23 protein-coding genes are annotated in these 20,425 nt (G+C 57.7%); 9 read left to right on the forward strand and 14 right to left on the reverse strand.

Features of this window, described 5'->3' with window-relative positions; all coding sequences use genetic code 11:
- Nucleotides 1–79: 79 nt before the first annotated feature.
- From ASD46_RS01385 to ASD46_RS01395, 4 genes are all read right to left on the reverse strand, one after another.
- Nucleotides 80–481, reverse strand: a complete 402-nt coding sequence (locus ASD46_RS01385; protein ID WP_060641824.1) for a hypothetical protein — start codon at nt 479–481, stop codon at nt 80–82.
- Nucleotides 478–687 (reverse strand): helix-turn-helix transcriptional regulator, encoded by a 210-nt coding sequence (locus ASD46_RS26145; RefSeq protein ID WP_111792638.1) that lies wholly within the window; start codon nt 685–687, stop codon nt 478–480. Before ASD46_RS26145 ends, ASD46_RS01385 begins: the two co-directional genes overlap by 4 nt.
- A gap of 237 nt (nt 688–924) precedes the next feature.
- Nucleotides 925–2,109 (reverse strand): tyrosine-type recombinase/integrase, encoded by a 1,185-nt coding sequence (locus ASD46_RS01390; protein WP_060641825.1) that lies wholly within the window; start codon nt 2,107–2,109, stop codon nt 925–927.
- A 240-nt stretch (nt 2,110–2,349) separates the two neighbouring features.
- Nucleotides 2,350–2,751, reverse strand: coding sequence for a DUF2934 domain-containing protein (locus ASD46_RS01395; protein ID WP_025593221.1), 402 nt, complete (start codon nt 2,749–2,751; stop codon nt 2,350–2,352).
- 169 nt (nt 2,752–2,920) lie between these two features.
- Here ASD46_RS01395 and ASD46_RS01400 point away from each other — a divergent pair, with 169 nt between their 5' ends.
- Nucleotides 2,921–3,160, forward strand: a complete 240-nt coding sequence (locus ASD46_RS01400; protein WP_013635919.1) for a hypothetical protein — start codon at nt 2,921–2,923, stop codon at nt 3,158–3,160.
- 68 nt (nt 3,161–3,228) lie between these two features.
- Here ASD46_RS01400 and ASD46_RS01405 read toward each other — a convergent pair whose 3' ends face one another.
- The 3 genes from ASD46_RS01405 to ASD46_RS01415 all read right to left on the reverse strand — a co-directional run bounded on the left by ASD46_RS01405 (nt 3,229) and on the right by ASD46_RS01415 (nt 4,762).
- On the reverse strand, nt 3,229–3,672 hold the full coding sequence (locus ASD46_RS01405) for a TIGR02594 family protein (RefSeq protein ID WP_025593218.1): 444 nt from the start codon (nt 3,670–3,672) through the stop codon (nt 3,229–3,231).
- A 113-nt stretch (nt 3,673–3,785) separates the two neighbouring features.
- Nucleotides 3,786–4,343: a methylated-DNA--[protein]-cysteine S-methyltransferase gene (locus ASD46_RS01410; protein WP_025593217.1), complete on the reverse strand. Its 558-nt coding sequence runs from the start codon at nt 4,341–4,343 to the stop codon at nt 3,786–3,788.
- Between the two features lie 131 nt (nt 4,344–4,474).
- Nucleotides 4,475–4,762, reverse strand: coding sequence for a DUF982 domain-containing protein (locus ASD46_RS01415; protein ID WP_003512562.1), 288 nt, complete (start codon nt 4,760–4,762; stop codon nt 4,475–4,477).
- 189 nt (nt 4,763–4,951) lie between these two features.
- On the opposite strand from ASD46_RS01415, the gene ASD46_RS01420 reads away from it, so the two are divergent.
- The 4 genes from ASD46_RS01420 to sseA all read left to right on the forward strand — a co-directional run bounded on the left by ASD46_RS01420 (nt 4,952) and on the right by sseA (nt 9,739).
- Complete coding sequence (locus ASD46_RS01420) at nt 4,952–6,391, forward strand: cryptochrome/photolyase family protein (protein ID WP_025593215.1); 1,440 nt, start codon at nt 4,952–4,954, stop codon at nt 6,389–6,391.
- 122 nt (nt 6,392–6,513) lie between these two features.
- A complete protein-coding gene (locus ASD46_RS01425) occupies nt 6,514–7,551 on the forward strand; it encodes a cysteine synthase A (protein WP_025593214.1) in 1,038 nt (345 codons plus the stop codon).
- Between the two features lie 12 nt (nt 7,552–7,563).
- Nucleotides 7,564–8,301: an alanyl-tRNA editing protein gene (locus ASD46_RS01430; RefSeq protein WP_025593212.1), complete on the forward strand. Its 738-nt coding sequence runs from the start codon at nt 7,564–7,566 to the stop codon at nt 8,299–8,301.
- Nucleotides 8,302–8,317: 16 nt separating this feature from the next.
- Nucleotides 8,318–9,739, forward strand: a complete 1,422-nt coding sequence (gene sseA, locus ASD46_RS01435; protein ID WP_025593211.1) for a 3-mercaptopyruvate sulfurtransferase — start codon at nt 8,318–8,320, stop codon at nt 9,737–9,739.
- A 138-nt stretch (nt 9,740–9,877) separates the two neighbouring features.
- Here sseA and ASD46_RS01440 read toward each other — a convergent pair whose 3' ends face one another.
- Together ASD46_RS01440 and ASD46_RS01445 are read right to left on the reverse strand one after the other, a co-directional pair.
- Nucleotides 9,878–10,522, reverse strand: coding sequence for a dihydrofolate reductase family protein (locus ASD46_RS01440; RefSeq protein WP_025593209.1), 645 nt, complete (start codon nt 10,520–10,522; stop codon nt 9,878–9,880).
- Between the two features lie 54 nt (nt 10,523–10,576).
- Nucleotides 10,577–11,461, reverse strand: a complete 885-nt coding sequence (locus ASD46_RS01445) for a DUF4344 domain-containing metallopeptidase (protein ID WP_060641826.1) — start codon at nt 11,459–11,461, stop codon at nt 10,577–10,579.
- Nucleotides 11,462–11,623: 162 nt separating this feature from the next.
- Here ASD46_RS01445 and ASD46_RS01450 point away from each other — a divergent pair, with 162 nt between their 5' ends.
- From ASD46_RS01450 to ASD46_RS01460, 3 genes are all read left to right on the forward strand, one after another.
- The gene (locus tag ASD46_RS01450) at nt 11,624–12,091 is read left to right on the forward strand and encodes a DUF1203 domain-containing protein (protein ID WP_060641827.1); all 468 of its coding nucleotides are present in this window, start codon (nt 11,624–11,626) and stop codon (nt 12,089–12,091) included.
- Between the two features lie 98 nt (nt 12,092–12,189).
- Nucleotides 12,190–12,525, forward strand: coding sequence for a PilZ domain-containing protein (locus ASD46_RS01455; RefSeq protein WP_019565441.1), 336 nt, complete (start codon nt 12,190–12,192; stop codon nt 12,523–12,525).
- 214 nt (nt 12,526–12,739) lie between these two features.
- Complete coding sequence (locus ASD46_RS01460) at nt 12,740–14,728, forward strand: bifunctional 2',3'-cyclic-nucleotide 2'-phosphodiesterase/3'-nucleotidase (protein ID WP_003512549.1); 1,989 nt, start codon at nt 12,740–12,742, stop codon at nt 14,726–14,728.
- 45 nt (nt 14,729–14,773) lie between these two features.
- Here the strand turns inward: ASD46_RS01460 and ASD46_RS01465 are convergent, their stop codons facing one another.
- Nucleotides 14,774–15,325, reverse strand: coding sequence for a DUF2087 domain-containing protein (locus ASD46_RS01465; protein WP_025593207.1), 552 nt, complete (start codon nt 15,323–15,325; stop codon nt 14,774–14,776).
- 200 nt (nt 15,326–15,525) lie between these two features.
- Nucleotides 15,526–16,494: a LysR family transcriptional regulator gene (locus ASD46_RS01470; protein ID WP_013635904.1), complete on the reverse strand. Its 969-nt coding sequence runs from the start codon at nt 16,492–16,494 to the stop codon at nt 15,526–15,528.
- Nucleotides 16,495–16,643: 149 nt separating this feature from the next.
- On the opposite strand from ASD46_RS01470, the gene ASD46_RS01475 reads away from it, so the two are divergent.
- A complete protein-coding gene (locus tag ASD46_RS01475) occupies nt 16,644–17,261 on the forward strand; it encodes an FMN-dependent NADH-azoreductase (protein ID WP_003512545.1) in 618 nt (205 codons plus the stop codon).
- Between the two features lie 42 nt (nt 17,262–17,303).
- On the opposite strand, the gene ASD46_RS01480 is transcribed toward ASD46_RS01475, so the two are convergent.
- The 3 genes from ASD46_RS01480 to ilvA all read right to left on the reverse strand — a co-directional run bounded on the left by ASD46_RS01480 (nt 17,304) and on the right by ilvA (nt 20,346).
- Complete coding sequence (locus tag ASD46_RS01480; RefSeq protein ID WP_025593206.1) at nt 17,304–18,569, reverse strand: sensor domain-containing diguanylate cyclase; 1,266 nt, start codon at nt 18,567–18,569, stop codon at nt 17,304–17,306.
- Nucleotides 18,570–18,686: 117 nt separating this feature from the next.
- Nucleotides 18,687–18,995 carry an HlyU family transcriptional regulator gene (locus tag ASD46_RS01485; protein ID WP_013635901.1) on the reverse strand — a complete coding sequence of 103 codons (309 nt, stop codon included), beginning with the start codon at nt 18,993–18,995 and terminating at the stop codon, nt 18,687–18,689.
- Between the two features lie 76 nt (nt 18,996–19,071).
- Nucleotides 19,072–20,346, reverse strand: a complete 1,275-nt coding sequence (ilvA, locus tag ASD46_RS01490; RefSeq protein ID WP_029658759.1) for a threonine ammonia-lyase — start codon at nt 20,344–20,346, stop codon at nt 19,072–19,074.
- Nucleotides 20,347–20,425 lie beyond the last annotated feature (79 nt).

The raw sequence follows: 20,425 nt of genomic DNA on the forward strand, positions 1-20,425 counted from the left end.
GTGTTTGTGGGCTATCGAGATGCGCACCTGCCGACGCGTGCCGGCAGGTTGTTGTTTTGTTGGTGATTGTGAGGACCGTTTAGGCGGGGCGAGTCGGTCTCAGATCAATTGAGGCCAGACTGACACGCGAACCTATACAGACGGCCGTAGATCCATCGTGAAACTTAAGTTCTGGATGACCGTCAACGAAGTTAACGATTCTTCCTTTGATGTTAACGCCGGTGATGGCGTGATATAGGACCGCGTCGCCAATTCCGTATTGCTTGAAGGGATCATCGGTGCTTTCTATCGGCTGAATCCTTTTCAACAAGCGCGCCTGATGTTTCGATGCCATCTCGGCAACCCGACCAAAACCAGCGGCAAGCTTTTCAAGCTGCTGGCGGGTCATATCCCGCTCATCGACGTCGCGATCTTCAAGGCAGTATGTTTCGCCTTTCAAGGTTCGCACCAACTCTCGCGCGTACATGACGATGCTGCTCATGCGGCCACCCTCGCGCTGATTTTCGCATGTATCCAATCGGTGACTTCAGACCTAACGAATGCCACACGGCGATCGCCAAGATCGACGGCGACTGGGAATCTTCCCTCGGCGCGGTATCGGTTCAGCATTGTGCGGGACATGGACGTGAGACGGCAAGCGTCGTTAAGAGAAATCAGCGCAGGGGTATTATCGTTGTCGTGTTGCAACGTGGCGTCTCCTCAGAATGCAGGACAAAATCCTGACGTGAAATGGATCAGTTGATTTTTTGAGAAGTGTCGGTGACCGGCAGGTGCCGGGTGAGACTGAAACTACGGACAAGTCCGCTGCTGCGTTGCGCTATGGTCTTCCGGCAAAGCCAGCCACAGAGCGTCGGGCACCACCCCGAACGTCGAACCCACCACTGAGATTCAACGATCCATAACTAAACCGATTTTACAAAAAAGTCAATGTGGACGGAATAGATACGAAGACCAATCGCACATGAGTTTGCGCCGTCGCTCAAGGGCGTCCGATCGCGCATACGACCTTTCCACAACATCTCCTACAGCATGGGCAAGGGCAGCTTCTGCGATTTCCCTAGGCGCGTGAGCGACCTCGGTTGCCCAGTCGCGGAATGTGCTTCGGAAGCCATGTACTGTGTAAGCCCCTGCTCCCGCGGCTTTTAGCGCTTTAGCCAGCGACATGTCTGAAAGAGGCCGCTTGTCCCGAACGCCAGGAAATACAAGATCGTTCACAGCTTGAGCTTTCATCGCCTTCAGAAGCGTAACGGCTTTTTCCGAAAGTGGCACGCGATGCAACTTGCCGCCCTTCATTCTCACGGCTGGTACAGTCCATATCTTCGCATCAAGGTCGAACTCATCCCAGACCGCGCCGCGCGCCTCCCCAGACCGCGCTGCCGTAAGTATCGTGAACTCCAATGCTCGAGCGCCGACACCCCTCACCTCAGCCAGCTTCTTCATGAATGCAGACGCGTCGGCATGAGGCAGTGAGGCATGATGATTGCGATTAGAAAGCTCGTTGGGTTTATGTAGCACGTGCTCAAGCGTGCCTTTCCAGGCTGCCGGATTATCGCCAGATCGGTGACCCTCAACCTTCGCCGCGTCTAGAACACGCTCAATTGCCTCACGAAGCTTCTCAGCGGTTTCTTGCTTATCGCCCCATATTGGCTCTAGCACCTGGACGACGTCCCGCACGCGGATAGTCGCAAGCGCCTTGGCCCGTATGGGGCTAGCATGGTTTGTGAGAAGGTTGCGCCATCGAGCTTCAGTCTTAGCCCCTCGCCACCGACCGGCCTTAACTGCAGCGTCGATAAAAGCGTCAGCGTAGGCACCGAACATCATCGCTTTCGGAGACACTTCCTCGGCGTCGCGCTTGGCTGCAAGCGGATCGATACCAGAGCGAACCAGCCGGCGCGCTGCCTCGGCCCTGTCCCTTGCGTCAGCCAGGCCGACAGTATGGAGCGGCCCAAGGCCCATCTCGCGGCGCAGGCCGGCGAAGGTGTAATTGAAAATCCAATAGCGGCCTGTACCTTTTGAGATCAGATACAAACCTCCTCCGTCGCGCAGCTTGGTTGACTTGCTCGCCGCGACCGTTTTGACGGTTAGAACGTTCCTAGTATGGCTACCCATTTTCTTTCCCCACAATTTCCCCGCTATAGGGGTATGCGCTAACATTCAGCGCTATGGGCAAAATGGTCAAGCATCCGCCTGAAAGATAAGCACTTTCTTGGCGGAGAGTTTTCATTATGGTCGTTAAAGTTGCTAAAATTTATCCGGCCCGGGGAGCCATTTTTCCAAAATATGGCATGACGAGCGAGATGCCGCAGCATTCGCTCTATATCGATCTTGGCATAGGCGCTTAGCTGGGCGCTATTGACCTCGGGTCTTCTTCGCCACACGCTTCGTCGAAGTAGACGCGTTGGTGAGTGCCGGCGGATCGCTTGCCGGGAAACTTTCCTCCAGGCTTTCGGTCAGGTCGTCGTCTTTTCGGCTGGTCTCCGCTTTTTGCTCTTTCTGAAGAGATTTTACCGCTGGTGATTTGGCATTTTTTACCGACGCCTTATCCGCAGTCACCTTCTTCTGGACCAAGGACTTGGCGGCAGCGGGTTTCTTCGCGCCATTTTTGCCATTGGTCTTTCCGGTTTCTGTGCTTGCCGAGACCTCCCGTTCCGCCTCCATCCAGTGGCGTTCGTGATGTCCTTCCGGTCTGCCTTCCCTCTCCCATATTGCGCGGGCTTTTTCGCGGATTGCTGCTTCGCGATCATGGTTCATAACGTCCTCCTCTTTGCGTCGCATCGGCTTTGACTGTGCCAATTGAAAAACAGAAATGGCCGGAAATTGTTCCGCGTCCGGAGATTGCGCATGCGCATTTCCCTGAAAAAAGGGAACCCTACTCACTGCAGGATCGTTTGCCCGGCAGGAACCCGCAGGAGGACCATCCATGAGCGATCCGAAACAGAAGAAAAACGAACCTCTCGATATCAAAGACGAAGATTTGCCGCGTTTTGAAACCGACAGTGAACTCAAATCTAAAGAAAGTGAGATTTACCCCGATGAATCGATAAGCCTGCGCGCACGCCGGCAGGCAGCGCGGCAACACGAGGATGCCTTCATCGTCGCCACAGACCTTGAGGACGATGACCAGCGCGATGCGGCACCCGGCACAAGGGAACAGCCATAGGGGCCTTAAAACGCATAAGGCGGGCCACAGCCCGCCTTTATAAGGATCGTAGTAAGTTGGTCCGGTCTTCAGCGACGCACGGAAACGATGGCCTTGCGGTTGAAGTTCGACACCTGCACCCGGCCGGACTGATTGCCGCCGAGAATTTGCGCTGTCTTGCCGCTCATGCTCTTCAATATTCCGGCGTGATAACCGCGGCCGTTGCGAATGACGACAACATCGCCCGGTTTGGCGGCGGCGACGGGAACGGCATAACCGAATGACGTCCAGGATTTTGCAAATCCGTAGGATTTGGGCGATGCGCGCCCGGCCTTGCTGGCAACGGCATGCAAGAACAGGCCACACCACGGTGTGCTGCGGGGATTTGCCCCAAGAATATTCTTCAGGCTCTTGTTGTTTTTGGATTCATGCAGTCCTGTGTATTTTTCAGCCTGGTTCAGCATACCAGCCGACGCGGGTGCCACGACTGTAAAAGCCAATGCAGCGGATAGAATTAACGCGGATACTCTCAAACGTCTCGCCCTTATGTTAGAGGGCGTCCGTGTATTGTGACAATTTAGCGACAATTTGACGAGAAAAGGGCAGAAATCAGACGGCTATTCATGTGGACTGATCTTTCATTGCTTTAAAACAGGCTGCCCTGTGCATCGTCAGCACGGCTGCGGCCGGCATTTTCGAGATCCAGCATACGTAATTTGGTGTTCGTTCCGCCCGGCGCGGAAAAGCCACCCAGCCGGCCGCCAGCCGCCAGAACACGGTGGCAGGGAATGATCAGCGGCACGGGATTTTTCGCCATGGCCTGCCCGACGTCGCGGGCCTTTTCCATGGAGAGGCCCAGCGTTTTTACGATACCGCCATAGGTCGTCGTGCGGCCCCAGCCGATATGCCGTGCCACCTCATAGACATCTAGAAAGAACCGCTCCTGCCCGGAAAGATCGAGTTCCACGGGCGTAAAATCAATCTCTTCACCATCGAAATAGCGGGTAACCATCGCAATCGCCTCACGGGCGCGTGTGTCGGGTACAGCAATGGAAGATGACGGCAGGCGTTTCTGGATAAGTTTTTCGGTTTCACCGGCATCTGCGCTGGGCAATTGCAGACGGGCGATACCGCGCTCTGCCCATGCGAGGCCGCAATGGCCGAGAGCTGTCGGGAAAACAATATAGCCGTAGTGGTTGGTCATTGCCGTATTCATCCGCTTTGCACGCGCACGATGCCATATCCTGCGTTCGACACAACCCGTTTCTGGCGGCGGATAAAACAAGGCCACCCGGCTTTACGGGTGGCCTTTCACATCTCAATCCGGCAACGCTGTCAGGATGCAAGTTTACCCTGATCTTCCACCTTATTTCCGGCCTCCAGGAGGCATTGCGCCTGCCGGCTCGCGGTAACGAAGGCGGCGCGCGCAATCTCTCCCGCCACGTCCCCCATCAGCGAGGCGCGGCACAGACGCAGGGCCTGCTCATGCGCCTTGTCACCGCGTTGTGGCCATTCGTGCTGGAGAAAATCGAAGGCCTCGTAAACGCCGTTGAAAATCCGGGGAGCACCGTTTTCCAAGGATATGGTAACAGGCTTTTCCCACTTAACGTCTTTCAGCAACATTGATTGTACTTCCATGCTCTATTAACCAGCGAAAAACGCCGGCTCCTCCAGTTGGTTCCCTTCACGTTCGGTTTCAAGGTCGAAAAAATAGCCCTCGAAAAACCATGTGCCTCCAGCTTTCCATTCTACGCGATTTGAGGAACAAAGCGTTTCAACACTCGTTCAAGCGGAAGTGAACCGGATCCCTTCATGCCAACAAAATCCTCTCCTGTTATCGTCTGGTTCCGCAAGGACTTGCGCCTTGCGGACAATCTCGCCCTTCTCGCAGCGGTGGAGCATGGCGGCCCCGTCATACCGCTCTATATCCGCGAGACATCCAGCGGCCCGCTGGGCGGCGCGCAGGAATGGTGGCTTCACCATTCGCTTGCCTCTCTTTCCGCGGCGCTGGAGAAATGCGGCAGCCGTCTACTGCTCAGAAGCGGCAATGCAGAGGAGACGCTGCGCCGGCTGATAGCCGAAACCGGCGCGGATGCAGTCCTCTGGAACCGTCGCTATGAGCCGACCGGCATGGCAACGGACAAGACACTAAAAGAGGCGCTTGGGGACGACGGCCTGACAGTTCGCAGCTTTGCCGGACACCTCCTGCATGAACCATCCCGGGTGCAGACCAAATCCGGCGGTCCCTACCGGGTCTACACGCCCTTCTGGCGGGCTCTGGAGGGCGGCGAGGAGCCACATACGCCGGCGGATGCACCGCAGAGCCTGAAGGCACCTGAGACATGGCCAAAATCGGAGAAACTCGATGATTGGAAGCTTCTGCCGGTCAAACCGGACTGGGCCAGGGGTTTCAGCGAGATATGGACACCCGGTGAAAATGCCGCGCGGGAAAAACTCGATGATTTCATCGATGGTGCCTTGAAGGGTTATGAGGACGGCCGCGATTTTCCGGCGAAGGACGCCACGTCGCTTCTTGCGCCGCATCTGGCGCTCGGCGAAATATCGCCCGCCGCCGTGTGGCATGCGACGAAGGGGCTCTCACGCCATATCGCGTCCAACGATATCAGCCGTTTCCGCAAGGAACTCGTCTGGCGGGAATTCTGCTACCATCTGCTGTTCCACTTTCCCGAGCTGGACGAGAAAAACTGGAACGACAGTTTCGACGCCTTCGGCTGGCGGGACGATGACACATCCTTCAACGCCTGGACGCGTGGCATGACGGGTTATCCGATCGTGGATGCCGGCATGCGGCAATTGTGGAAACATGGCACCATGCACAACCGGGTGCGCATGATCGTGGCATCCTTCCTCATCAAACATCTACTTATCGACTGGCGCAAAGGCGAGAAGTGGTTTCGCGATACGCTTGTTGATGCCGATCCGGCCTCCAACGCTGCCAACTGGCAGTGGGTGGCGGGTTCTGGCGCGGACGCCTCGCCGTTCTTCCGCATTTTCAACCCCATATTGCAGGGGGAGAAATTCGATGCCGAGGGAGACTACGTGCGCCGCTTCGTGCCGGAGCTTGAAAAGCTTGAGCGAAAATACATCCACAAGCCGTTTGAAGCACCGAAAGAGGTGCTTAAAAAGGCGGGTATCGAGCTGGGCAAGACCTATCCCCTGCCGATCGTCGACCATGGGAAGGCACGGGAAAGAGCACTTGCAGCCTATGCCGCAGTGAAGAACAACGCATAAAATTGGGTATCGGCAAAATTTTGCGTGGCGAAGCCTAAGGCGGGAAGATAATTTCTTGCCTTGAGGCGGTTGTAACGGGACATAACGGCACCTAATTTCCGCTCAGACAAGAAGGCTCAATCATGACCATTCATCCCTCTGCGCTCAGTGCTATCGGCAACACGCCGCTTATCCGTCTGAAAGCTGCCTCTGAAGCGACGGGGTGTGAAATCCTCGGCAAGGCGGAGTTTCTCAATCCCGGCCAATCGGTAAAGGATCGCGCCGCGCTTTACATCATCCGCGATGCGGAACGGCGCGGACAGCTGCGGCCGGGCGGCACCATCGTGGAAGGCACGGCAGGCAATACCGGCATCGGCCTGTCGCTGGTGGCCAATGCGCTCGGCTACAAGACTGTCATCGTCATTCCCGAGACGCAAAGCCAGGAAAAGAAGGATGCGCTGAAGCTTCTCGGCGCAAAGCTGGTCGAGGTTCCGGCAGCACCCTATTCCAACCCGAACAATTACGTGAAGGTTTCCGGCCGCCTAGCAAAACAGCTGGCCGCGACGGATGAAAACGGCGCGATCTGGGCCAACCAGTTCGACAATATCGCCAACCGTCAGGCCCATATTGAGACAACGGCACCGGAAATATGGGACCAGACGGACGGCAAGGTCGATGGTTTCATTTGCGCCGTCGGTTCCGGCGGAACGCTTGCGGGCGTGGCTGACGGCCTGCGCGATTTCAATCCCGACATCAAGATCGGCCTTGCCGACCCTGAGGGCGCCGCCCTCTACGAATTTTACAAGCATGGCGTCCTGAAGTCGGAAGGCTCCTCTATCACCGAGGGCATCGGACAGGGGCGCATCACCGCCAATCTGGAAGGCTTCGCGCCGGATTTCTCCTATCGTATTTCGGATGCGGAAGCCCTGCCGGTGCTGTTCGATCTGGTCACGAAAGAGGGTCTTTGCCTCGGTGGCTCCTCCGGCATCAACATTGCCGGCGCAATCCGCCTTGCCCGCGAGCTTGGTCCAGGGCATACAATCGTGACGATACTTTGCGACTACGGTAATCGTTATCAGTCGAAGCTGTTCAATCCGGATTTCCTGCGCTCCAAGGGGCTTCCGGTTCCCCAGTGGCTGGCAACGAAAAGCGAGATTGCGGTTCCGTACGAAACCGTTTGAGGACATGCCGAAATGCCTGTGAATGCCCTGTTCCGTGACGATTTTTATCTTTCCACCGCAGAAGCGATCGTCACGGCGGTGCATGAGGATGGCGGCATCGAGCTCGACCAGACTTGCTTTTACGCCACGTCCGGCGGCCAGCCGGGCGACAGCGGCTTTCTCGAGCAGGCCGATGGTTCGCGCATCGAACTCGGCATTACCAAAAATGGCGCCGACAAGAGCGTTATCATCCATGTGCCGCTGGAAGGTCAGCCTTCCCCCGAAGTCGGTGAAAAACTGACCCTGCACGTAGACTGGCCGCGCCGTTACAAGCTGATGCGCATGCACACGGCCTGCCATCTGCTATCAGTCGTCTGCCAGTGGCCAATCACCGGTGCTGCCGTCGGCGAAGACGAATCGCGCGTCGATTTCGACATGTCGGAAACCATCGACAAGGATGAAGTGACGGCAAAGCTGATGGAACTGGTGAAAGCCAACCATCCCGTTTTCCTGCAATGGATTACCGACGAAGAACTTCAGGCCAATCCGGGCATCGTCAAATCCAAGAATGTGCGCCCGCCAATCGGCCTTGGCCGGGTCAGCCTTGTCTGCATCGGCGAAAATTCTACCATCGACAGCCAGCCCTGCGGCGGCACCCATGTTTCCGAAACGCAGGAAGTGGGCGATATTCACATTGCCAAGATAGAAAAGAAGGGCAAGGAGAACAGGCGGTTCCGCATTCGTTTCGGCACGCCTGAAGCTGCTGCCTGAAATTAGGAGAGACATCGTGAGCACGGATAAGAGCCGTTTCGTCGTTTCGGCGGACTGGGTAGAAAAGCAGCTCGGCACGGCCGGGTTTCGTCTCGTTGATGCCTCGTGGTATTTGCCGGCGCATAAACGCAACGGTGCGGAAGAATTTGCGGCGGGTCACCTGCCCGGTGCCGTGTTCTTCGATCAGGACAAGATCGCCGATCATGCAACCGGATTGCCGCATTCCCTGCCCTCGCCGGAGTTCTTTGCTGAACAGGCGGGAGAGCTTGGCCTCAGCGACACTGATACCATCGTGGTCTATGACGGCCCCGGTTTCTTTTCCGCACCGCGCGTGTGGTGGATGCTGCGGGTGATGGGCGTGCGCAAGGCCTACGTGCTGGATGGCGGTCTTGACGGCTGGAAGCGCGAAGGCCGGCCGCTAGAAACCGGCACGCCGGAAATCGAGCCTGCCACCTTCACACCCGATTTCAACGAAAAGCGCGTGACCTCGCTATCGACCATGCGCGGCATCGTTGACAGTGGCGAAAAGCAGATTGCCGATGCCCGCGGCGCGGGACGTTTCACCGGCGACGAGGCCGAGCCGCGTGCCGGCATGCGTTCAGGCCATATGCCTGGCGCTCGCAGCCTGCCCGCCACCGCATTTTCCGAGAACGGCCACTTCAAGGACCTCACCGCCATCCGAAAGATGGTGGCGGATGCCGGTATCGATCTTGGCAAGCCGGTGGTGACGAGCTGCGGCTCGGGCGTTACCGCCGCCGTCATTACGCTGGCGCTGGAATCGCTCGGCCACCAGGATAATTCGCTCTATGACGGTTCGTGGTCGGAATGGGGTGGACTGGAAGACACGCCTGTTGTCACCGGCCCTGCCGAACCTCTTCCCGTGGTGTCACATGGGCCGTTGAAGGCGCATGTGACGCAGCTTGAAATGACGGCGCCGCCGAAGGTCAGCCTTGCTATCCCCGTCAACATCCAGACGGCACTGATGCGGGTCACCGATATTCCCTTGCACTTCTACCGCTACATGTACTGGCGGGTGGGAAAACGTTGGCACTGGCAGAAACGCATGCGCATGAGCGATGCGGAACTGTCCGCCGTCCTCAAGGACCCGAAGAACAGCGTCACCGTCCTTTATATGAACGGTGCACCTGCCGGTTTCTTCGAGCTGAACAAGGCAAGCGACGAGGTAACCGAGCTTTCCTATTTCGGGCTTCTCGAAGAGGCTATCGGTGCTGGCGTCGGCAAGTGGTTCCTGTTGCAGGCGCTTTACGCTGCCTGGCAGGACAATCCGAAGCGCGTGACGGTGACCACCAACACGCTTGACCATCCCCGCGCGCTGCAACTCTACCAGATGATGGGATTTTCGCCTGTTGGTACCTATGAGGCCTGGGTAGAGCCGCTGTCCGATACCGAGCTTCTGGAAATCTCGCTGCGCAACTGAGTTCGTCACGTCGGGGATGGCCCGCGCTATTCCCCGACTGTAGAGCAGATCCGACTACTCCTCCCTCATTCCTTTGCTTGTCACAGGAATGAGGGAGTGGGAGGCAACCGCACATGAAACCATTGTGCAGTTTGCGACTCAGGCTTTATCGATAATCAAATGGGTAGCGCCCTCGCCCGCCACTGTTGCGGTGCAGCGATAACCAAGCGCAGGCAAATCCAGCCCCTCGAAGAGGTTTTCGCCCTTGCCGAGAAAGACCGGAGCCAGTGCCAGATGCAGTTCGTCGATCATGCTTCCGGCCATATATTGCCGAATGGTCGAAACGCCGCCGCCGATCCGGACGTCCCTGCCGTTTGCCGCCTGCAACGCCATGTCGAGGGCGGCCTTGATGCCCGTGTTGACGAAATGAAACACGGTGTCGCCCTTCATCGCAAAGGAGGCGCGCGCATGGTGCGTCAGCACGAAAACCGGCACGTGATAAGGCGGCTCTTCCCCCCACCAGCCCTTCCAGTGTTCATCCGGCCAAGCACCGCGGATAGGGCCGAACATGTTGCGGCCCAAGATCCAGGCGCCGATATTTTCGAAACTCTTCTCGGAAAACTGCTCGTCCGTGCCGGTCGAGCCGCCTTGCTTGCCGAACATGCGGTGAAATGTGCGGGTCTTGAACGCCCATTGATGCAGGGTTTCGCCATTCACACCCAGCGGGTTCTGAAGACTTTGATCCGGCCCGGCACCGTATCCGTCAATCGAAATGGCGAAATTTCGAACGACAACCTTCGGCATGGCAATATCCTCCCGTTTCAAGAGGACAGGTTGCCGTGCATCCGGTAACTGGCCTCAGATTTCTCTTTCCAGAGTGACGGCCGTCGGGGTATGCTCGCCGGCGGAACCTTTGTCTTCGGTAACGCTGTTGAGAAGATGATCGGCAATCAGCTCCGCCTGGAATTTACCCAGCTCGTAGCAATAGGTGATCTCACGTTTTTCGGCCGACCAGTAGACATCGGGACGCCCGCAGGACTTCGCCGTCAACTTGACCTCGCCTTTCAAGCCGTAAACGCCGAAACTGCGGCTGATAAGATCGAGAACCTTCGATTCCTTGACCATGATGGCGTAAGGTTCCAGCTCAGGATCGCGCGGCGGCACGTAGCTCACGGTAAATCTGGATGGTGTCTGCGCGCGGTGGGGCGTCAGAAAATCCTCCCACGCCGATGCGATACGCGGATAGGCGGCGCCACATTTGGCAAATTCGTCATTGGCGAGCCCCATCATGGTGGCAAGATCGCCATAGCCGTCCTTGTCGCGGCCGACCATCAGGCAGGCCATGTTGCGATCGCGGCTCCTGTCGGGAACAAGTGCCGAAAACACCGGTGCTTCGTGCTGGGGCAAAGCCTCCGTCTCGCGCGCCAGATACCAGCTGTCGGTAGCATTGACGAGTGCGGTATCGAGCCATTCCTCGTTGGCCTGAAGGATGAGCGTGCCCGCCAGCTGATCGGCAGGTGCTTGCGCGCTGCCGGTCTCCGGCGCGCCGAAATCCGAGATCAGCATGCGTGCACCCTCGTGATAAAGCGAGAAGATCGCATTGCCGATGACGAAATTGACCGCTTGCTGGAGCTGATCGTCGGACAGGCCATCGAGACCGGAGGCGACCTGCGCCTGCGTGTCGATCGGAACCGTCAAAGAAACGAAAGCCAGCGGAACAGCGGCCAGAAAACGACGGAACATAAAATCAGACCTTCCGGGATCGAGGAGCGCCACTGATTCCCGATGCTAACGAGTCACGCAATGGGCTGGTTGCATCACCCGTCAAGAATCGGGTGGATAGAGGTCTGTTTCGGGATCATAGCTGCAAAGAAGCAACGCCGATCCCAACAGAAGGACCTCGCCATGACCGATCTCGTCTTTACAGCAATGCCGGCTAAGGAAGCTGAGGCTTTCCGGGCGGGAGCCGCCGACGCCTATGGCAACCCGCCGGAAAAGGCCGTTTCTCCAGGTGGCATGCCGTGCCGCCATTGCTTTTCCCAGATTAATGAAGGCGAAGGAATGCTGATCCTCGCCTACCGGCCCTTCCCTTCGCTCCAGCCCTATGCGGAAACGGGGCCAGTCTTTCTTCACGCTGAGGCCTGTGAGCACTATCCGCAGACGGATGCCCTTCCCCCGATGCTCAACAGCCCCGATTATATCGTTCGCGGCTATGGCACTGACGACCGCATCGTCTACGGCACCGGCGCGGTGACGGCGACGGACGAAATCCTTTCACGCGCAGCGCATCTTCTGGAGCGGGCAGACGTCGCTTATGTGCATGTGCGCTCCGCCCGCAACAATTGCTACCAGTGCCGTATCGACACAGCATAATCGCGCGATTACTTGCAATTTTAAGCAAACGGCTAAACGGCTCTCAAACTTTCTACGTCATGATGCAAGCATCGGAAACAATTGATTTGAGTAGCGAAATGGCAAACAACCTCAATATGGCGACCCGCACTGCGACCCGTAGCAAGACCCGGATCTACGCGACCGTGCACTATTTCAGCCAGTCGACCCGAGGCCGCGTGGTGGACCTGTCCGCCACCGGCATGGCGCTCGAACTGGACGGACCTTTCGCTGCCGCCAAGGGAAGCCGGGTGAAGGTGCAGAGTGAAGATCTGGGTTTCATCGAGGGTGTCGTGCAATGGCAGCACATGAACCGGCTCGGCCTGCAACTCAAACTTTCCACCAACACGCTGGCACAGCTGTCGTCTTATTTCCGCTTCTTCCACGAAGAAGTAAAACCGACTCTCGCCCGCTAAGCAGATGTTTCCGACAAGGGGAATGCGCAGACCGGACATAGCGCATTCCCGAAGCGGGCCATGCGCGCGCGGCCACCTTGTGGCAAAAAATTTATCAAACGGTTGAAAACTGGCCCGTCCGTCACGGGCTTGTCATTTTGATGATGGACTCCTCGGGGATTGCTTCTACCTTGTCGTTTTCCTGACAGAGCAAGCTTCATACGAAGGAGTTCCCATGTCGTCGCTTCTCGCTCTCCACCCCATCACTCGCCGTTCGCTTCTGGGTGGCATCGCCGCCTCTTCGGCTCTGGTGCTGTTGCATCCCTTCGCCGCGCGCGCCGCAGCCAACCAGGCGCATCTGCGCATCATGGAAACGACTGACATCCACGTTCACGTATTTCCCTATGATTATTACGCCGACAAACCGAACGACACGATGGGTCTGGCGCGCACCGCTTCGATCATCGGCGCCATCCGTGCCGAGGCCGGAAACTCGATGCTGGTGGATAATGGCGACTTCCTGCAGGGTAATCCGCTCGGCGATTACATCGCCTATGAGCGCGGCATGAAGGCCGGCGACAAGCATCCCGTCATCAACGCCATGAATGTCCTTGGCTATGATTGTGGCACGCTTGGCAACCACGAATTCAATTACGGCCTCGACTATATGTCCAATACACTGGCGGGCGCCGGTTTCCCTTATGTCTGCGCCAACCTCACCAAGGGTCAGCTGGCTTCCGATCCCAAGCAGGATGAGCTGTTCTTCAAGCCTTACGTCATCCTCGAGAAACAGATCCGCGATGGTGCAGGCGTAACCAGTCCGGTCAAGGTCGGTATCATCGGTTTCGTGCCGCCGCAGATCATGATGTGGGATTCCAAGAATCTGGAGGGCAAGGCCCAGACGCGCGATATCGTCGAGGCGGCTAAAGCCTGGGTTCCGGTCATGAAGGAAGAAGGTGCCGATATCGTCATCGCGCTTTCCCATTCCGGCATCGATGGCAAGGGCCAGACCGATCGCATGGAAAACGCCTCGCTTTATCTGGCGGGCGTGGAAGGTATTGACGCCATCTTCACTGGTCACCAGCATCTGGTCTTCCCCGGTCCAAAGACATGGGACGGCATCGAGGGTGCGGATGCGGTCAAGGGTACGCTGATGGGCAAGCCGGCCGTGATGGCCGGTTTCTGGGGCTCGCATATGGGCCTCATTGACCTTCTGCTCGAAAAGGACGGCAAAAGCTGGAAGATCGTCGATTTCACCTCCGAGGCCCGGCCGATCTACCACCGCGACGACAATCGCAAGGTCGTTGCAGATGTCACGGACAAACCGGAGGTCATAGCCGCCGCCAAGGCAGATCACGAAGCGGCGCTCGCCTATGTGCGTCGCCCGGTCGGCAAGACGTCGGCGCCACTCTATTCCTACTTCGCGCTGGTGGCCGACGACCCTTCCGTGCAGATCGTCTCCAATGCCCAGACGTGGTACATCAAGGACATGCTGAAGGAAGGGCAATATAAGGATCTGCCCGTGCTTTCGGCAGCAGCGCCCTTCAAGTCTGGCGGTCGCGGTGGTGCGGATTATTACACCGATGTCCCTGCCGGTGACATCGCCATCAAGAACGTCGCCGATCTCTACCTCTACCCCAACACGGTGCAGGCGGTGCTGATCAACGGTGCGCAGGTGAAGAACTGGCTGGAAATGTCCGCCGGCATGTTCAACACGGTCGAGGCCGGCGCAAAGGATGCGCCGCTCCTAAACGCGGATTTCCCGTCCTATAATTTCGACGTCATCGACGGTGTCACCTACCAGATCGACATTTCCAAACCGGCAAAGTTCGACAAGGACGGCAAGGCCGTCAATCCCGACAGCAACCGCATCGTCAATCTGCAATTCGACGGCAAGCCGATCGACCCCGAGCAGAAATTCGTGGTGGCGACCAACAATTACCGTGCAAGCGGCGGCGGAAAATTCCCCGATATCGCCGCCGACAAGGTGATCTTCGTGGCGCCCGACACCAACCGCGACGTGATCGTGCGCTATATCATCGATCAGGGCACCATTAACCCGTCGGCGGATGCGAACTGGTCCTTCGCCCCAGTTGCCAATACGACCGCCATCTTTGAGACTGGCCCGAAGGGTCGCAATTACGCGGCTGACATCAAGGGCGCAAAAATCGAGGATGCCGGCGACGGCGCCGAAGGTTTCGCAAAGTTCCGCCTCGTTCTCTAGAGCTTGCAGCCCTCCCGGCGTTTCATCGGCCGGGAGGGCATTTACTCAATTGCGGTCACTCACGATACGCAACAGCAGTGGCAGTTCCGGCGGTGGCTTCTGCTCGATGCGTTGATAGTCGCTGCCATCGCGATTACGGCGGATGAGCCGGAGACCCGCCATGTCACGCCGCAGCATCGCGGCATCTCCAAACAGATGCAGACCATCGAGAAAGCTGCTGAATTCGCGCTCTGAGAAACTGCGACCGGCTGGGATTCTTGCCCAAAGATACCAGAGGCACAGTTCCTGCTGGGAGCGGCGGGCTGGCCACTGCACCAATCTACCGGCAGCATCGACAGTCCGCGCGGTCTTCAGCACCCTGCCCTCATTGGCAGGCATTGTCTCCGGTCGTGTCTGCGGTGGCGGCAAGCCACTTGCTACGGGTGGCGTGCGCCCGGCGCGCAGATGCTGAAAGTTGCGAAACCCGGCAGCCCGGCTCAGGAGATTGAGCATCTCCACATGGCTTGGCTGGCGTTCCAGCCTGCCGATTTGTTCGCGTAGCGATTTGGCAAATGTGGAGAGGTCGGCGATATCAATGGAAAAGATCGAACGTGGCATGACTTACCCTCGAGTGCCATTCCGAAGAGGTGTCGCTGATCGCCGGCTTCCGACTAGGCACGGGATAAGTGCTGTCAATCTTTCAAAATGCAGGTTTAGCTTCCCTTGCGGGACGGCGATGCCTCGGTGAACTGCTGATCGTGTTTCCTGTATAAGGCAGGCCATTCACCTTCGTCAATTGGTCACTCAGTCAACCCATGTCACTCGGCGGCGACAGAAATAGTCCGCTGTTTGCCTCCGGCAATTATCCTGTTGAAATCCTTCTGGTTCGGGCATGCCGACAGACGCTGCTGAAAGGCCGTGGCAAGCCACTGGCCAGCGGGACCGGCGGGTGAATCCACCCGGCGCAGCGCAAAGATCGGATATTCGCCCTGCTCATAAGCTTCGAGATCAAGTGCCTTCAGGCTGCCATTGGTCAGGTCGTTGCGCACGATCGATGCGGGCAGACCGCCCCAGCCGAGACCGCCCTTGATGAGCTGGTATTTCGTAGCAATGTCGCTGACCCGCCATGTCTTGTAGGACAGCACGTTGAAATCGCGCCCCTTGGTCAGCCCCGACGCATCGGTGACGACGAGCTGGACCTCCTCGCGGACATCGCCCAGAACCAGCGGCCTCTCGATCTGTGCCAGTGGATGATCGGCGGCGACGACCGGCAGCATGAAGGAATGGCCGACCTTTTCGACGACGAGTTCGTCATCCTGGCGCAACAGCGCCCCGCCGATGCCAATCCCAGCCTTGCGGGAGAGCACCATATCCATAACCATGCCCAACTCACCCACATTGAGGCTGAGGGTAACGGTGGGGAATTCCTTTCGAAAATCGCGAAGCACCGCAACGACAGCTTCCGCCGGCACCATGGTGCTGATGGCGACAGAAAGCTCGGCCTCCAGCCCCTGCTTCAAACCCTTGGCACGCGCACGCATTTCCTGCAGACCGGCCACGATGCGCCTTGCATCTTCCAGCATGGCGCGACCCTCGTCCGTCAATCGAGGCTGGCGTACGCCATTGCGCTCGAACAGGCTGACTTCAAGCTGCGCCTCGAGATTGGCGATGGTGTAGCTGACAACAGACTGGGCGCGATTGAGCGCCCGTGAAGCGGCAGAGAAACTTCCGGTTTCGGCAACCGTCAAAAACACCTGCAATTGGTCGAGCGTCGGGTTCGCGTCCATGTTCCATCCATTTCATCGATAGGTCGCTTCCACATTATCACAGTTTTCTTGATGGCATCAATTGGTCATATAGGGGGCAAAGGAAGGGCATCGTGCTCTCCCGCCCTCCCAAGGCGTCCGTCAATTCATCGCTTATGCAAGGAAAGACCATGTCGAACATTCTGCTCATCACCTCCAGCCCGCGTGGCGACGAGTCGGTTTCCAACAAGTTTTCCGGCGAACTCGCAAACAAGCTGAAGGCCAAGTCGGCTTCCAATACCCTTGTCCACCGCGATCTCGCTGCCGACCCCATTCCGCATCTCGACACCGTCAAGACCGCTGCGATCCGCAAGGCTCCAGACCAGCGCACGGCTGAAGAAGCGGTTGCAGCCGATTATTCCGACAAGCTGGTTGCAGAGCTTATGGCCGCCGACACTGTCGTCATCGGCACCGGCCTCATCAACTTCAATATCTATTCCGGCCTGAAGTCGTGGATCGACAACGTCGCCCGCGCTGGCCAGACCTTCAAGTACACAGAAACCGGCCCGGTTGGTCTTGCCACCGGCAAGAAGGTCTACATCGTGCTGGCCGCCGCCGGCGTTTATTCCGAAGGCCCGGCTGTGTCGATGAACCACGCCGTTCCCTACCTCAAGACCGTTCTTGGCTTCATGGGCATGACGGATGTGGAAGTGATCTATGTCGAAGGTCTGGCATTTGGACCGGAAGCCGTTGAGAAGGCCGTTGCGGCAGCCGAAGCAAAGGTTGCCGAACTGGCGCAGGCCGCCTGAGGCGCCATTTGACACGTGGTGATGCCGGCTCGATTGCCGGTATCAGCCGACCCACATTCCGTAGCGGCCGTGCACCTGATCGCGGCCGTTATTTTTTGCCGCATAGAGCCGCGCATCGGCTTCCGATAGCAGCGCGCGGAAAAGCTGCCCGTCCTCGAAAGCCGTGGCGACGCCGATGCTGACAGTCAGCGGCGAACCGTCCGGCCGTTGCAGATCCTTCAATATCGCCGTCCGCAGACCTGCTGAAAAGGCAAGTGCCCCCTCATGGGTCATCGTCGGCAACAGGGCCACGAACTCCTCGCCGCCGAACCGGTAGAGATGGCCGTGCGGTTGCACGATGCGTTTCAGAACGGCGGCGAATTCCCGCAATATCTCATCGCCCTGCAAATGCCCAAAGGTATCGTTGACGGTCTTGAAGTGATCGATATCGACGATTAGCACGCTGACGGGACGTTTCTTTTCCAGACATTCCACGACGACGGACGGCGCATCGAGTTCCATGCGGGCGCGGTCAGACACACCGGTCAGCATGTCGCGGCCGGAACGGGACAAAAGCTCCTCATAGCGTTCCCTGAAGGTGAGGTCGTTGAAGACATCGGCAACGCTGCGGCGCGTCAGGAAGCGGCCTTTCGCCGCCGTCAGCTTCAGATAAATGGCAAAGAGCAGAGCATAGATGGCAACGGCCACCATCTTCGCTTTCCAGCCATCGTAAAAGACATCGACCGGCGCGTTCAGCATATATCGCAACGCCGCGTAAAAGCCTGCCTGATCCAGGCTCAAAATCACCACGCCACAGATTGCAAAGCGCAGGACAATATGGCGCTGCAAATAGCGTCCCAGCTTTTCGTAAAACAGGATGATGGCGATGGCGTCGATATAAAGCAGGCTGGTTCCCCAGACCATCAGCACGCCCATCTCATCCAGAAATCCGGTATCTACCGACTGTCCGGGGACAATTGCCACCGTCGGATGGAAGCGGATGATCTGCACCATGATGATGGTGAGTATATTGCCGAGAAACAGGCCGTAGATCGGCTGGCGGACGACTGCCGCATCCTCGCGCATATAGAGCATGAGGATCATCATCAGTTTGCCGGCAAAAAGGATCGAGGAGCCGGGTGATACCACGCCAAATGGCAGCTCGACGTAAAAGACCGCCGCCAGGTAGGTTTCCAGGAAATGCATGACGCCAAGCGCGGTGAGAAAAACACCGATGCCGAGAATATGCCGGTAATGAAGGAATGCCGTCATTACCGAAAAATAGACGATGGCTTCCGCCACGAAGAGGGCCAGATTTGCCCATTGCATCGGCATACGCCCTATCGATCCACATCGCGCCGGTTCATCGGCGCGACTTCATGCCCTCTGAAGACGATAGGCCGAAGCAACCAACGGAATCTTAATGTCCAGCAGAAGAAACCGCCATCATTTTCCTGGGAAGAGCGATGCACCGTTCTGGTCGATGATCAGCTTTGCCTTGCGGATGGTGAACTCAACCGCATCGTCCATGCTGGTGAAGACATCGGCGCGCACGAATTCATGCACGAGCGTTTCCTCGCCGTCCTTTTTCTCGATGCGGCCCGCCAAACGGAACTGGCCGCCTTCCTTCAGCGGCGTCGCATAGATCAGATAGTCTCCATGCACATGCGGTTCCGACTGCGCTGCCTTCTGCGGCGCATCCGCGGACTGGCCGGAGCCGAAGGCCGAAAGGATTTTGGAAAAAAACGATGCCATGGCTTTCACTCCCTTAATCTGTCTCGCATTTCGAAGGGCGGATATGCTCCGCCCTTCCCCGTCGCTCTTATCCCGATCAGATGATCAGGTTCGACAGGATCTCGTTTTCGGTAATATCCTCATAGCCGAGGCCCGCAGCCTCGAAGCGCTCCAGAAGCCCTGCGAAGTTTTCCTGCGCGTTGGTTTCGATGCCGATCAGGATCGAACCGAAATTGCGGGCCGATTTCTTCAGATACTCGAAACGGGCGATATCGTCGTCCGGGCCAAGCAGATTGAGGAAATCGCGCAGCGCGCCGGGGCGCTGCGGCAGGCGCAGAATGAAGTATTTCTTCACGCCGGTGTAACGCATGGCGCGTTCCTTGACGTCAGGCAGGCGCTCGAAATCGAAATTGCCGCCGGAGACGACGACGATAACCGTCTTGCCTTCCAGTTTCTCGCGACCGAGCTTCTCCAGCGCGGCAATGGACAGCGCACCCGCTGGCTCCAGCACCACGCCTTCGAGGTTCAGCATCTCGATGATGGTCACGCAGATGGCGTTTTCGGGGATGAGCAAAACCTGCTCGGCCGGAAAATCCTTCAGCGCCTGAAAGTTGAGATCGCCGATGCGGGCAACAGCGGCGCCGTCGACGAAATTGTCGACCTTGGGGAGCGTTACCGCTTCGCCGCGCTCGAGGCTCCTTTTCAGGCTCGGCGCGCCTTCCGGCTCGCAGAACACGAAGTTGCCCTTTTCAACGGTGCCCGCCAGAAAGCCGGTAAGGCCTGCCGAAAGCCCGCCGCCGCCAACCGGCATGACAACCATATCCGGTTTGGTGCCTTCGGGGAGCTGGTCCATGATTTCGGCAGCAACCGTCGCCTGGCCTTCGATGATATCCTGATGGTCGAAGGGCGGCACCATGTAGGCGTCATTGTCTTCGACGTATTTGCGCGCGGCGGCGTAACATTGGTCGAAAATATCGCCCACCAGACGGATGCTGATGAATTCACCACCGAAGATACGGGTCTTGTCGATCTTCTGCTGCGGCGTGGTCACCGGCATGAAAACAACACCGTGAACGCCGAAATGGCGGCAGGCGAAAGCAAACCCCTGCGCATGGTTGCCGGCCGAAGCACAGACGAAAACCTTGTCCTTGCCAGCCTTCGCAACAGCCTTGCGGAGAAAGTTGAATGCGCCTCTAATCTTGTAGGAACGAACCGGAGACAGATCCTCACGCTTCAGCCAAATCGACGCGCCATACCGACGGCTGAGATGTTCATTCAACTGCAACGGCGTTTCCGGGAATATCTCCCGCACTTCCCGCCGCGCTGCCTCCACAAGCTGCTTGTCCACGATTGTCAATCCATTGAAATTCATAATGGCACCCGCTATGCCATAGGAAGGCGTCAGAGACAAAGACTCATTTCACGCTGCCACGAACCCTGGGTTTCATTTC

Source organism: Rhizobium sp. Root491 (assembly GCF_001427205.1).
GTDB lineage: Bacteria > Pseudomonadota > Alphaproteobacteria > Rhizobiales > Rhizobiaceae > Agrobacterium > Agrobacterium tumefaciens.

Bases quoted from the DNA above. Each gene is read 5' to 3' on its own strand.
- ASD46_RS01385 (WP_060641824.1), bottom strand. From the start codon at position 481: ATGAGCAGCATCGTCATGTACGCGCGAGAGTTGGTGCGAACCTTGAAA.
- ASD46_RS01390 (WP_060641825.1), bottom strand. From the start codon at position 2,109: ATGGGTAGCCATACTAGGAACGTTCTAACCGTCAAAACGGTCGCGGCG.
- ASD46_RS01395 (WP_025593221.1), bottom strand. From the start codon at position 2,751: ATGAACCATGATCGCGAAGCAGCAATCCGCGAAAAAGCCCGCGCAATA.
- ASD46_RS01400 (WP_013635919.1), top strand. From the start codon at position 2,921: ATGAGCGATCCGAAACAGAAGAAAAACGAACCTCTCGATATCAAAGAC.
- ASD46_RS01410 (WP_025593217.1), bottom strand. From the start codon at position 4,343: ATGACCAACCACTACGGCTATATTGTTTTCCCGACAGCTCTCGGCCAT.
- ASD46_RS01415 (WP_003512562.1), bottom strand. From the start codon at position 4,762: ATGTTGCTGAAAGACGTTAAGTGGGAAAAGCCTGTTACCATATCCTTG.
- ASD46_RS01420 (WP_025593215.1), top strand. From the start codon at position 4,952: ATGCCAACAAAATCCTCTCCTGTTATCGTCTGGTTCCGCAAGGACTTG.
- ASD46_RS01425 (WP_025593214.1), top strand. From the start codon at position 6,514: ATGACCATTCATCCCTCTGCGCTCAGTGCTATCGGCAACACGCCGCTT.
- ASD46_RS01430 (WP_025593212.1), top strand. From the start codon at position 7,564: ATGCCTGTGAATGCCCTGTTCCGTGACGATTTTTATCTTTCCACCGCA.
- ASD46_RS01440 (WP_025593209.1), bottom strand. From the start codon at position 10,522: ATGCCGAAGGTTGTCGTTCGAAATTTCGCCATTTCGATTGACGGATAC.
- ASD46_RS01445 (WP_060641826.1), bottom strand. From the start codon at position 11,461: ATGTTCCGTCGTTTTCTGGCCGCTGTTCCGCTGGCTTTCGTTTCTTTG.
- ASD46_RS01450 (WP_060641827.1), top strand. From the start codon at position 11,624: ATGACCGATCTCGTCTTTACAGCAATGCCGGCTAAGGAAGCTGAGGCT.
- ASD46_RS01455 (WP_019565441.1), top strand. From the start codon at position 12,190: ATGGCAAACAACCTCAATATGGCGACCCGCACTGCGACCCGTAGCAAG.
- ASD46_RS01460 (WP_003512549.1), top strand. From the start codon at position 12,740: ATGTCGTCGCTTCTCGCTCTCCACCCCATCACTCGCCGTTCGCTTCTG.
- ASD46_RS01465 (WP_025593207.1), bottom strand. From the start codon at position 15,325: ATGCCACGTTCGATCTTTTCCATTGATATCGCCGACCTCTCCACATTT.
- ASD46_RS01470 (WP_013635904.1), bottom strand. From the start codon at position 16,494: ATGGACGCGAACCCGACGCTCGACCAATTGCAGGTGTTTTTGACGGTT.
- ASD46_RS01475 (WP_003512545.1), top strand. From the start codon at position 16,644: ATGTCGAACATTCTGCTCATCACCTCCAGCCCGCGTGGCGACGAGTCG.
- ASD46_RS01480 (WP_025593206.1), bottom strand. From the start codon at position 18,569: ATGCAATGGGCAAATCTGGCCCTCTTCGTGGCGGAAGCCATCGTCTAT.
- ASD46_RS01485 (WP_013635901.1), bottom strand. From the start codon at position 18,995: ATGGCATCGTTTTTTTCCAAAATCCTTTCGGCCTTCGGCTCCGGCCAG.
- ilvA (WP_029658759.1), bottom strand. From the start codon at position 20,346: ATGAATTTCAATGGATTGACAATCGTGGACAAGCAGCTTGTGGAGGCA.